Below are 11608 nucleotides of genomic sequence, written 5' to 3' on the forward strand. Positions count from 1 at the left end.
AAGACTGCCGTTCCAGAGGAGGGAAATTTGCCGGTTCGTTATTACGACTGGATCGCGCATCATCGCCGGCGCACGCCGGACAAGATGGCGCTTGTCGATCTCGCAAGCGGTCGCCGCTTTAGCTATGCGGAGCTCGACACCCGCGTGTCCCGGCTCGCCGGCTACCTGCGCGACGAGCTGAAGGTTGCCAGCGGCGACCGAGTCGCGGTGCTGGCGCTGAACACCACGGATACGCTGGAGGTGCAGTTCGCCTGCTTCCGGATCGGCGCGGTCTTCCTGCCGCTCAACACCCGCCTCACCGTCCCCGAGCTGCGCTATATCACCGGCGACGCTTCGCCCAAGGTGATGATTCATGACGACGACCTCGCCGACACGGCGCTTGCGGTCGCCAAGCTCTGCGATGTCGCATCGACTGTGCGGCTCGGGCCCGGCGGTGCCTACGAGGCCGGCATCGCGGCGGCCAAGCCGCTCGAACGGTTCGAGGAGGTCACGCTCGATGACATCTCCACCATCATGTACACCTCGGGCACCACGGGCCAGCCCAAGGGCGCGATCATCACGCATGGGATGACGTTCCGGAATTGCGTCAATCTCGGCGGCCCCGCCTATATCTCGCCGGCCTCCGTGCTGCTGACGGTGCTGCCGCTGTTCCACACCGGCGGGCTGAATTGCTACACCAACCCGGTGCTGCATGCCGGCGGCACCGTGCTGATCATGCGCGCGTTCGATCCCGGCGAGGCGCTGAAGCTGATCGGCGATCCCGCGCAAGGCATCAACGTGTTCTTCGGCGTACCCGCGATCTACCAGTTCATGGCGCAGCATCCGTCCTTTGCGGCGGCGGATTTCAGCCGCCTGATGATTGGCGGCGTTGGCGGTGCGCCGATGCCGGTGCCGCTGCTCAAGACCTGGGAGGCGCGCGGCGTGGCGCTGCAGCAGGGCTATGGCATGACCGAGACCTCGCCGGCGGTGATGGTGCTCGACCGCGAGGATGCCGCGCGCAAGGCCGGTTCGTCCGGCAAGCCGGTGCTGCACACCGAGGTCAGGATCGTGCGGCCCGACGGGAGCGAGGCCGCGGTCGGTGAGCTCGGCGAACTCTGGGTCAAGGGTCCGAACATCACGCCGGGCTACTGGAACCGGCCGGACGCCAACGCCTCCTCCTTCACCGACGGCTGGCTGCACACCGGCGACGCCACCCGGATCGACGAGGAGGGCTTCTATTATATCGTCGACCGCTGGAAGGACATGTACATCTCCGGTGGCGAGAACGTCTATCCGGCCGAGGTCGAGAGCGTGCTGCATCAATTGGCCGCCGTGGCCGAGGCCGCCGTCATCGGCATCCCGAACGAGCAATGGGGCGAGGTCGGGATGGCCGTGATCGCCGTGAAGCCGGGCCATTCGCTGACGCCGGCCGAGATCCACGCGCATTGCCAGGCGAATCTGGCGCGGTTCAAGTGCCCGCGCCTGATCGAATTCATCGATGCCCTGCCGCGAAATGCGACAGGCAAAATTCATAAGCCGACGCTCCGGCAGCAATTCAGCCAGCCGAAGCCAACCGATACTGCCGCATGATCCCGGGGACGCGCGTCGCGTCTCCCCGGCCGTGTCGAGAGAAGTGTTGCCCGCAACCGTCTGCCGGGACCGGCTGCGGGTTCGTTGCGTCAGTCCCCAACCAGAATAGCTCGAGGAAATTGCTTTTATGAAAACCACAAAACTGTCGCTGCTGGCCGCCGCCGCGGCGCTCTGCCTGCTTTCCACCCAGGCCGCCTTTGCACAAAAGAAGTATGACACCGGCGCCTCCGACACCGAGATCAAGATCGGCAATGTCGAGGCCTATAGCGGTCCCGCTTCCGCCTACGGCGTCATCGGCAAGACCGAAGAAGCCTATTTCAAGATGATCAACGATCAGGGCGGCATCAACGGCCGCAAGATCAACTGGATCTCCTACGACGACGGCTACTCGCCGCCGAAGACCGTCGAGCAGATCCGCAAGCTGATCGAGAGCGACGAGGTGTTCCTGGTGTTCAACGCGCTGGGCACGCCGACCCAGACCGCGGTGCAGAAGTATCACAACGCCAAGAAGGTGCCGCAGCTCTTCCTCGCCACCGGCGCCAGCAAGTGGAACGATCCGAAGGATTTCCCGTGGACCATGGGCTTCCAGCCGAGCTATCGCGTCGAGGCGCGGATCTTCGGCAAGTACATCCTCAAGGCTAAGCCGGATGCCAAGGTCGTGATCTTCTATGCCAATGACGATTTCGGCAAGGACTACCTGGTCGGCCTGAAAGAGGTGCTCGACAAATCGAGCGTCAAGATCGTCGCTGAGGAAAGCTACGAGACAACAGAGCCGTCGATCGATTCCCACATCGTCAAGCTGAAGGACACCGGCGCCGACGTGTTCGTCAACATCTCGACGCCGAAATTCGCCGCGCAGGCGATCAAGAAGATCGCCGAGCTCGGCTGGAAGCCGATGCACGTGATGACCGACGTCTCGATCTCGATCGGCGCCGTCATGAAGCCCGCCGGCCTCGAAGCATCCGAAGGCGTGCTGTCGGCCGGCTATCTGAAGGACGCGTCCGATCCGCAGTGGAAGAATGACGAGGGCATGAAGAAGTTCAAGGCCTTCGCCGAGAAGTACATGCCGGGCGCCAATTTGTCCGACGCCAACCTGGTCTATGGCTACGCCGCAGCGCAGACCATGGTGCAGGTGCTGAAGCAGGCCGGCGACAACCTGACGCGTGAGAACGTGATGAAGCAGGCCGCCAGCCTGAAGGACTTCACGCCCGACACGCTGATCCCCGGCATCCGGATCAACACCAGCGCGACCGACTTCGCGCCGGTCGAGCAGCTCAAGATGATGCAGTTCAAGAACGGACAGTGGGAGCTGTTCGGCGACATCATCAGCGCCGAGACCGGCGGCTAGTGCTACGCTGGGACGACCAAACATCAGCCATCGCGAAGCCGCCCATTCGGGCGGCTTCGTTGTTTTGCAGGTGTTCGCAAAAGCGAATTGACGTGAGGTCAAAGCAAGCTGGGTGGTGCGCGTCTCTATCACCGTCACCCTGAGGAGCGCGCCCTTGCGCGCGTCTCGAAGGGTCGACGGCCCGGATGGCGGCCGTGCATCCTTCGAGGCTCGCTCCGCTCGCACCTCCAGCGACAAAGGCGAAGCCTTTGCGCGGGGATGACGGGGCAAATTTTTGCCGACGCTATCCCGGCAAAAAGATCGCAAACGGCTCGTCGATCGTGCGACGCAGATGCTCGCGATAGAGGGCGTAGTTGGCATCGTCGGCCGACACCCGGCCGAGGCTCGGCTTCGGCACGTTCTTCACCGGCAGGAATGCGATCGGCGCGGCGACCGGCGTCAGCAGCGAGCCGCGGCCGGCGAGCAGCGTCGTGATGATGCCGTACATCTCGCCGGTGTTGCGCGGGCGCGAGACCGTGATCACGCGATGCTGGCCATGCCTGTTGGTCACGAGATAGACGAAGCCCGATTCATTGGGCACCGCCACCTCGCCATACTGGGTGTAATCGGCATCCTGGCGCTCGCCCTCGCGAAAGCCGAGCGCTGATGCCGCATCGTCCCAGGTGATCTCCGTCCGATAGGCATAGACCGCACCCTGCTCGCCGAACGACGGGCGCACCGTGATGTAAGTCCCCTCGATCCGCGCCACCGAGCGGCGCGAATAGGACCCGAGGCTGTCGGGTGCGATCCCGCCATTGGCAGGCGCGGCTACCGCGATCGCCTCCGGCACCTTGCGCAAGGACACGCCGAGCGCCTGCTCGAGCCGCACGGTGGTCGCCAGCGTGAACGGGCGGCGGCCGCCGAGCACCTTCTCCAGTGTCGACAGGCTGAGCTTGGCCTGCTCGGCCAGCGTCTGCCGCGAGATGCGGCGGCGCGCGATTTCCTCGCGGATGGTCTCCGCGACCTGCTGGCTCTGCTCGGCCGAAAGCTGCTTGTCAGGCGTCGGCATCCTGATTCCTGCCCAGTTCCCCTTGATTCCGTCCAGTCTAGCAGACCGGACAATCCATCACAAAACCGCACAAACCCGCCCCGACCGGCGGCGGGCCGCGCCGGGCGGCGGCCAATCATTGCCGATCATTCTGCTCGCGCCAAAACCGCCGTTCTCCATGATCGCGAGGCAGCGAAAGCCTCGCTCGGGAGTGACGAAAATGACGATTTACGATGCATGTGAGAGCAGCCCGCAGATCCGCCTGTCGCGCAGGATGCGCATTGTGCTGTTCTTCCTGGTGGAAGGTGTCGCCGCGCTGGCGATCGGCTTTGCGGCGCTGTTCGTGAGTTTTGATCCGGTGTGGTCGGCCGAGTTGCCGCAACAGGCGGTGCTGCGGCCATCAGATGCGCGGTCCGGCTCGCTGCTGTTCAAGACCGACGACGGCTATGCCGACGCAACCAGGCTCGGCATTGATGTCGATCTCACCGTGTCCGGTCCGACGGTCCGCGCCCGCGTCACGCAGATCTTCCGCAACCCGACCAAGGACTGGGTGGAAGCGACCTATGTCTATCCGCTGCCGGCCGGCGGTGCGGTCGACACGCTGAAGATGGTGGTCGGCGACCGCATCGTGGTCGGCGACATCAAGGAGCGGCAGCAGGCCCGCGCGATCTACGAGCAGGCCAAGCAGAACGGCCAGAAGGCCGCGCTCACCGAACAGGAGCGGCCGAACATCTTCACCAACTCGGTGGCCAATATCGGTCCCGGTGAAACCGTGCTGGTGCAGATCGAGTATCAGGAGCCGGTTCAGCAGAACGGCAACGAATTCTCGCTGCGGGTGCCGATGGTGGTCGGGCCGCGCTACAATCCGCGTCCGGTGGTGCAGAGTGTCGACCTCCGCGCCGATGGCAGCGGCTGGGGCGCCACCACGACCGATCCCGTTCCGGACCGCGATCGCATCACCTCCGAAGTGCTCGATCCTGCGACGAATGGCCCGGTCAATCCGACCAACATCACGGTGCGCCTCAACGCCGGCTTCGCGCTCGGCGACGTGAAGAGCCATTTCCACCAGGTCAGGATCGAGAGCCCCGACAGCACCACGCGCGTCGTCAAGCTCGCCGAAGGCCCGGTGCCGGCCGATCGCGATTTCGAGCTGACCTGGAAGCCGGCCGCCGAGAAGGCACCGTCCGTCGGGCTGTTCCGCGAGCGTGTCGGCAATTCCGACTATCTGCTGGCCTTCGTCACCCCGCCATCGGTCGAGCAGGCACAACAGAAGGCCCTGCCGCGCGAAGTGATCTTCGTGATCGACAATTCCGGCTCGATGGGCGGCACCTCGATCATCCAGGCCAAGGCGAGCCTCATCTATGCGCTCGGCCGCCTGCAACCAACCGATCGCTTCAACGTGATCCGCTTCGACGACACCATGGACACGCTGTTCCCGGCGCCGGTCGCCGCAACCAGCGACAATCTCCGGAACGCGACGTCGTTCGTCAGCGCATTGCAGGCGCGCGGCGGCACCGAGATGGTGCCGGCAATGCGCGCTGCTCTCTCTGACACCAACCATGACGACGCCGACCATGTCCGGCAGGTCGTGTTCCTGACCGACGGCGCCATCGGCAACGAGCAGCAATTGTTCGAGACCATCAACGCGCTGCGCGGCCGCTCACGGATCTTCATGGTCGGCATCGGCTCGGCACCGAACACCTATTTGATGACGCGCGCCGCCGAGCTCGGCCGCGGCACCTTCACCCATATCGGCTCGGTCGAGCAGGTCGACGAGCGCATGCGCGACCTGTTTGCCAAGCTGGAGAATCCCGCGGTGACCAACCTGTCCGCGAAATTCTCCGACGCCATCGCCGACCTGACACCGTCGGCGCTGCCCGACGTCTACCGCGACGAGCCGCTGGTGCTGGCCGCGAAGCTCGACAAGCTCGCCGGCTCGGTCGAGATCAAGGGCCGCATCGGTGATCGTCCGTGGAGCGTGACGCTGCCGCTTGCGAATGCCGCCGAAGGCAAGGGCCTGTCGAAACTGTGGGCGCGCCGCAAGATCGCGGATGCCGAGGTTGCGCGCACCACGCGGCAGGAGAGCCCGGAGGATGCCGACAAGACCATCCTTGCGCTGGCGCTGGAGCATCAGCTTGTGACGCGGCTGACCAGCCTCGTTGCGGTCGACAAGACGCCGAGCCGTCCCGAAGGCGAACCGCTCAAACTCTCTGAGCTGCCGCTCAACCTGCCCGCGGGCTGGGATTTCGCAAAGGTGTTCGGCGAGCGTCCGAGTCTGCCGGCCGTGCCGGGCGAGCGGCGCGCTGACGCAGGCGACGGCAAGGTGCAGCTCGCCGCGCTGAAGCGGTCACCGGTCGCGACGCAAGGTCCCGGCACGATCCAGCTGCCGAAGACTGCGACCGATGCCGAATTGAAGATGATCGCGGGTGTGATCCTGCTCACGGTCAGCCTTCTGCTTCTGGTGTTCAACCGGCGTCAGACGTCGTCCCACTGACGTCGGATGAAAGGAGGAGGTACCCCCGACCTCCTCTTTCAAGAGCGCGCGCGGCCTTCTCACCCGTCCCCCCGGGGGCCGCGCGCGCCACTTCTCTCAACCGTCATTGCGAGCGAAGCGAAGCAATCCATGTCACCACGCGGGGAAAGATGGATTGCTTCGTCGCTTCGCTCCTCGCAATGACAAGGATTGCTAAATATGCGCCGCCTGATCCCGCCGCTCGCCTTCGCCCTCATCGGCCTGATCTTGTTCGGCCAGGGCGCCTATATCCGCGCCAAGGCGCTGCTTGCGCAGGTGCTGCTGGAGCGCGCCTTCGCGCAGAGCATCACAACCGGACATCCCGTGAAGCCGTGGCGCTGGGCCGATACCTGGCCGGTCGCGCGGATCGAGGTGAAGCGCCTGCATGCTTCCGCGATCGTGCTGGCCGGCAGCAGCGGTCAGGCGCTGGCGTTCGGTCCCGGCCATGTCGAGCAGAGCGTCGATGCCGGCGAGCCGGGCACCGCGGTCTATTCCGCGCATCGCGACACCCATTTCCGGTTTCTGAAAGATGTCACGATCGGCGACGAGATCGACGTCACGAGAAGCGACGGCAGGATGTTTCGCTACCGGGCCGATCGCAGCGCGGTCGTCCGCTTCGATCAATCCGGCATCGATCCGCTCACCGACCGGTATGAACTGGTGCTGTCGACCTGCTGGCCGTTTGACGCGCTGACATCCGGCCCCGAGCGTTATCTGTTGCACGCGACCATGATCGACCCGGATTCGAGCCCGCTCGAATCGGGTTCCTGATCCGCATCGATTTTGCGCCTGCCGGGATATTGCAAGCGATGCCCTGACTTGCAGCAGCGTGAGTTGCTACCCCCTTCCATCGGCCATAAAAACAATGAAAAATCACGTTCTGCGGTGATCCGCCGTGGGCCAGAGGAAACAAGTAGAACAAGGATAAGGGCAGGCTCCATGGAAGCTTTCGCAGGCACCGCGTCACATTCGTCCCGCAAATGGGCACCGCCCGCTGACGCCAGCGACATCGTCAAGAGCATCCATGCGATGCTGCACCCGCGCAACATCGTGCTGGTCGGCGCCACCGACAAGCCCGGCAACTACGCCGAACGGATCTGGAACAACCTCATCAAATACCAATATGCCGGCGGCCTGTTTCCGATCAACGCCAAGCGCGAAACCATCTGGGGCGTCACCTGCTACAAGGATTTCGCCAGCCTTCCCGAAAAGCCGGACCATGTGCTGGTGCTGGTGCCGGCGCGATTCGCCGTGCAGGTGATCCGCGACGCGGCCGCCGCCGGCGCCCGCTCGGCAACCATCGTGACATCCGGTTTCAGCGAACTGCAGAATGAAGAGAGCCAGCGGCTCGCGGAGGAGCTGAAGCAGGCGATCAAGGAGACAGGACTTGCGGTCACCGGTCCAAATTGCCTCGGCAATCTCAGCGCCGGCGAGCATCTGTTCACCAATATCGACGACCGCATCGTCACCATGGAGCCCGGCGCGGTGGCGATCGCCGGCCAATCCGGCGCGATCGTGATGGCGATCCGCCAGGCGCTGGAGGATCGCGGCGTCGGTGTCGGCTACATGGTCACGACCGGCAATGAATCCGGGCTCGAGACCCCGGACCTGATGAGCTATTTCGCCGCCGATCCGAGCATCCGCGTCATCGTGGTCTATCTCGAAGGCGTCAGGAACACAAAAGTGTTCCGCGAAGCCTGCAAGGCTGCGCGCGCTGCGGGCAAGCCTGTGATCGCGCTCAAGCTCGGCGCCTCCGAAGGCGGCCGCGCCGCCGCGATGGCGCATACCGGCGCGCTCGCCGGTTCGATCGAGACATTCGATGCGATCTCGACCCGCGAAGGCGTGATCCGCGTGCGCGGGCTGGATGAATTGATCGAGACCACCGAGTGTTTCGTCCATGCCGATCCGCCGAAGGGCAACCGCCTCGCCGCGGTGTCGCTGTCGGGCGGCAAGCGCGGGCTGCTGATCGACGCGTTCTATTCCGCCGGCCTGAATTTCGCGCCGCTGAGCCCGAATGCATCGGAGCAATTGGCGAAGATGCTCGGCCCCGGCAGCATCGTCGGCAATCCGCTCGACGCCGGCTTCGCCGCGGTGGTCGACCCCTCCGTCTACATGAAGTCGATCAAGATCATGATCGACGATCCCGACACCGACATCGTCATCATCGATGCCGAGCTGCCGAAGGCGCCGCATGAGCTGCGCGAGCGCAATCTGAAGATCGTCAACGAGATGGCGGGCCAGGCCAACAAGCCGGTGATCTATATCAGCGCGATGTCGATCGGCTTCACCGAGTTCACCAAGGGACTGCGCAAGTCCCTGCCCGATATCGCAGTCATGCAGGGCCTCGACCGCGCGGTCGGCGCGATCAAGTCGCTGATCGAATATGCCGGCCTGCGCAAGGAAGTGCCCGACATCGTGTCGAGCTCGAAGGCGTCCGCACGCGCGGTGCTGGAGAAGACGCTGAAGGCCGCCAACGGCGCCGCCGCGCTCGACGAGGTCGCCTCGAAGCAGCTGCTCAAGGCCTACGGCATCCCGATCTCGAAGGAAGACGTCGCGCAGACCGCGGCGGAGGCGGTGAAGATCGCCAAGGCGATCGGCTTCCCGGTGGTCGCGAAAGTTGTCAGCCCCGATATCCTGCACAAGTCGGACATCGGCGGCGTGGTGCTGAACCTTGCCAACGCCGCCGAGGTGAAGAAGGCGTTCAACGACATCACCGCGCGGGTGAAGAAGCTGAAGGGCAAGCCGAAGCTCGAGGGCATCCTGATTGCGCAACAGGTCAAGGCCGACCTCGAGCTCGTGGTCGGCGCCTCGCTCGATGCAGAGATGGGCCCCGTGGTGCTGTTCGGCACCGGCGGCGTCGATATCGAGCTGATGAAGGACGTTGCCCTTGCTGGCGCGCCGCTCGATGCCACTGAAGCGAAAGAGCTGATCGCCAAGACCAAGGCCGGCGTCAAGCTGAAGGGCTATCGCGGCAAGCCCGCGCTGCACGAGGCATCGGCGGTGAAGGCGCTGGTCGGGCTCTCCAACCTGATGGCCGACGCCAACGGCCGCATCGCCTCGATCGACGTCAATCCGTTCCTGATCAACAGCAAGCTCGGCCTCGCCGTCGACGGCCTGATCGTGCTGAACAACGCCGCTGCGAACAAGGCAGCGGGACATTAGGTTCAATCGTCATGCGCGGGCTTGACCCGCGCATCCATCTTCAGCAGCAAGTCATTTCCAGATGGATTGCCGGGTCAAGCCCGGCAATGACAACCGTTGTCAAAAGCTCGCGCCCCACTGCAGCGCGGTCTGCATCACCCAGTCGCGATAGAGCGTGAGCGGCGTCACCCCGGTGATGCCGCCGCAGCCGGCGGTGCCGTTCGGGCCGGTGGACCAGCTCACGACGCCGACGATGACTGGCCCACCTTGCTTGTCCTCGAACACCGGTGCACCGGAATCGCCGGTGCAGGCGCCGAGCCCGTCGCGCACGCCCTGCCCGACCGGATCGACCAGACGGATCTGCAGCGTGCCGGGCTTGCCGCTCGCGATCAGGCCGGCGACGCGAATGCTGCCGCCGCTTTTGCCATCGCCGCGCACGGTGACACCGACGCCCGCGACGGTGAAGCGGCCGCCGACCTGGATCGGAATGTTGGGCATGCCCAGCACGGCCGGTGCCTTGCCTGCGGCTGGGACCGCAAGCTGCAGCAGCGCGACATCGGCGGTCGCCACATGATTGGTCATCGCCTGCATCCGAAAGCCGGGATGGATCGCAACCGTCTTGACGTCCTGCAGCTTCGGTTGCCGGTCCGGCCCATAGTCGACGATCTTGTAGTCGGCACCGGGCTGCACGCAATGCGCCGCGGTCAACACCACCTTCGGTGCGATCAGCGCACCGGTGCAGAAATTACCACGTGAGCCGACGATGGTGACGACGGCGCGCGCGACGCCATCGGTCGACGGCGCGCCACCGCCGACGATCGCGAAGGCCGGCGTTGCCACCAACAGGGTCAGAAAGGCTGTCGCTCGAATCAATCTCGTCATGGAACCCTGTCGATCTGCCTGAACCTAAGCACATGCGAGGCGCGGCATTGCGTCGCTCACGCCACATCTCCGAACACGCAATGTTGTACAGAGCATCCGCGCCCACACGCGTCAATTATCTAAATATCTAGCCGTCGATGACTACGGCGTTGAAGTCGCCTTCAGATTTCCTGCATCGCCATCGCGCGCACGCACCCCGTTATCGTCTTGTCGCGATATGCAACACATCAGATCGGGGGCTGCGCAATTCGCGACGATGCTCTAATGTGAACTGCATCTCTTGATCCGGCGCGCATCGACGCCGTAATTTTGATCTGACAACAATACAACCTCTGGCAGCGCGCCGCATACTTACCTTCATGACTTTCTGGATGCCGGTGCCGTCGACCTACTGACGGCTTTCCATCCGCCATTTCGTTGAGTTCGAGGATAATCATGAGGATCGCGGTCGTCACGCCGATCAGGCTGTTCAGCGAGGGGCTCACCTCGAGTTTCCAGAACCACGCCGAGTTTGCCGTCGAGGCGGCGGTCGCCGACCTTGCCGGCCTGCGCGCGACCCTCGAGACCAGCAGTGTGAGTGTCATTCTGATCGACGTCACGCAGGGCATAGATCTTGACGAGGTGCGCGTGATTGCGAGCGAGCATGCGGAGATCGCGCTGGTGGCGCTCGGCCTCAACGAGGACCGGCGCGACGTGGTCCGCTGCGGCCGGGCCGGGTTCAGCGGCTACATTTCCCGGAATGCCAGTTTCGACGAGCTGTGCCGTGCACTGTCGGACGTGGCATCGGGGCGGCTTGCCTGCAGCGCCGAGATTTCCGGCGGCTTGCTGCGCGCGCTGTTTTGCATGGAGCGTCAGACGGATACGATCGATGCGGACCAGGGCCTGACGCGCCGCGAAGGCGAGGTTCTCAAGCTCATCGGGCAAGGCATGTCGAACAAGGAGATCGCGCGCGATCTCAATCTCAGTCTTGCTACCGTCAAGCATCACGTCCATCACGTGCTGCAGAAGCTCGGCCTGCCGCGCCGGGCGCAGGCGATGCGGCGGGTCCGCGAAGCGCCGTGGATCGCATCATCTGCGCCGGCTCTCGATCGCCGCCACGAGCTCGACTGACACCAGCGATCTGAATTCC

8 protein-coding genes are annotated in these 11608 nt (G+C 64.4%); 6 read left to right on the forward strand and 2 right to left on the reverse strand.

The window, feature by feature from the left end; genetic code table 11:
• Window positions 1-27: 27 nt before the first annotated feature.
• On the forward strand, window positions 28-1569 hold the full coding sequence (locus tag Q0030_RS23375; protein ID WP_298372102.1) for a long-chain fatty acid--CoA ligase: 1542 nt from the start codon (window positions 28-30) through the stop codon (window positions 1567-1569).
• Window positions 1570-1696: 127 nt separating this feature from the next.
• A complete protein-coding gene (locus Q0030_RS23380) occupies window positions 1697-2917 on the forward strand; it encodes an ABC transporter substrate-binding protein (protein ID WP_298372105.1) in 1221 nt (406 codons plus the stop codon).
• Between the two features lie 283 nt (window positions 2918-3200).
• On the opposite strand, the gene Q0030_RS23385 is transcribed toward Q0030_RS23380, so the two are convergent.
• Window positions 3201-3965, reverse strand: a complete 765-nt coding sequence (locus Q0030_RS23385; protein ID WP_298372108.1) for a helix-turn-helix transcriptional regulator — start codon at window positions 3963-3965, stop codon at window positions 3201-3203.
• 199 nt (window positions 3966-4164) lie between these two features.
• Here Q0030_RS23385 and Q0030_RS23390 point away from each other — a divergent pair, with 199 nt between their 5' ends.
• The 3 genes from Q0030_RS23390 to Q0030_RS23400 all read left to right on the forward strand — a co-directional run bounded on the left by Q0030_RS23390 (window position 4165) and on the right by Q0030_RS23400 (window position 9618).
• Window positions 4165-6438 carry a marine proteobacterial sortase target protein gene (locus Q0030_RS23390; protein ID WP_298372111.1) on the forward strand — a complete coding sequence of 758 codons (2274 nt, stop codon included), beginning with the start codon at window positions 4165-4167 and terminating at the stop codon, window positions 6436-6438.
• 198 nt (window positions 6439-6636) lie between these two features.
• On the forward strand, window positions 6637-7227 hold the full coding sequence (locus Q0030_RS23395; protein WP_298372113.1) for a class GN sortase: 591 nt from the start codon (window positions 6637-6639) through the stop codon (window positions 7225-7227).
• Window positions 7228-7395: 168 nt separating this feature from the next.
• On the forward strand, window positions 7396-9618 hold the full coding sequence (locus tag Q0030_RS23400) for an acetate--CoA ligase family protein (protein ID WP_298372115.1): 2223 nt from the start codon (window positions 7396-7398) through the stop codon (window positions 9616-9618).
• A 99-nt stretch (window positions 9619-9717) separates the two neighbouring features.
• On the opposite strand, the gene Q0030_RS23405 is transcribed toward Q0030_RS23400, so the two are convergent.
• Window positions 9718-10479, reverse strand: a complete 762-nt coding sequence (locus tag Q0030_RS23405) for a trypsin-like serine protease (protein WP_298372116.1) — start codon at window positions 10477-10479, stop codon at window positions 9718-9720.
• Window positions 10480-10914: 435 nt separating this feature from the next.
• On the opposite strand from Q0030_RS23405, the gene Q0030_RS23410 reads away from it, so the two are divergent.
• Window positions 10915-11589, forward strand: coding sequence for a response regulator transcription factor (locus Q0030_RS23410; protein ID WP_298372118.1), 675 nt, complete (start codon window positions 10915-10917; stop codon window positions 11587-11589).
• Window positions 11590-11608: the final 19 nt, after the last annotated feature.

Origin of the sequence: uncultured Bradyrhizobium sp. (genome assembly GCF_947648125.1) — a bacterium.
Lineage (GTDB): Bacteria > Pseudomonadota > Alphaproteobacteria > Rhizobiales > Xanthobacteraceae > Bradyrhizobium.

Bases quoted from the DNA above. Each gene is read 5' to 3' on its own strand.
- Q0030_RS23380 (WP_298372105.1), top strand. From the start codon at position 1,697: ATGAAAACCACAAAACTGTCGCTGCTGGCCGCCGCCGCGGCGCTCTGC.
- Q0030_RS23385 (WP_298372108.1), bottom strand. From the start codon at position 3,965: ATGCCGACGCCTGACAAGCAGCTTTCGGCCGAGCAGAGCCAGCAGGTC.
- Q0030_RS23390 (WP_298372111.1), top strand. From the start codon at position 4,165: ATGACGATTTACGATGCATGTGAGAGCAGCCCGCAGATCCGCCTGTCG.
- Q0030_RS23395 (WP_298372113.1), top strand. From the start codon at position 6,637: ATGCGCCGCCTGATCCCGCCGCTCGCCTTCGCCCTCATCGGCCTGATC.
- Q0030_RS23400 (WP_298372115.1), top strand. From the start codon at position 7,396: ATGGAAGCTTTCGCAGGCACCGCGTCACATTCGTCCCGCAAATGGGCA.
- Q0030_RS23405 (WP_298372116.1), bottom strand. From the start codon at position 10,479: ATGACGAGATTGATTCGAGCGACAGCCTTTCTGACCCTGTTGGTGGCA.
- Q0030_RS23410 (WP_298372118.1), top strand. From the start codon at position 10,915: ATGAGGATCGCGGTCGTCACGCCGATCAGGCTGTTCAGCGAGGGGCTC.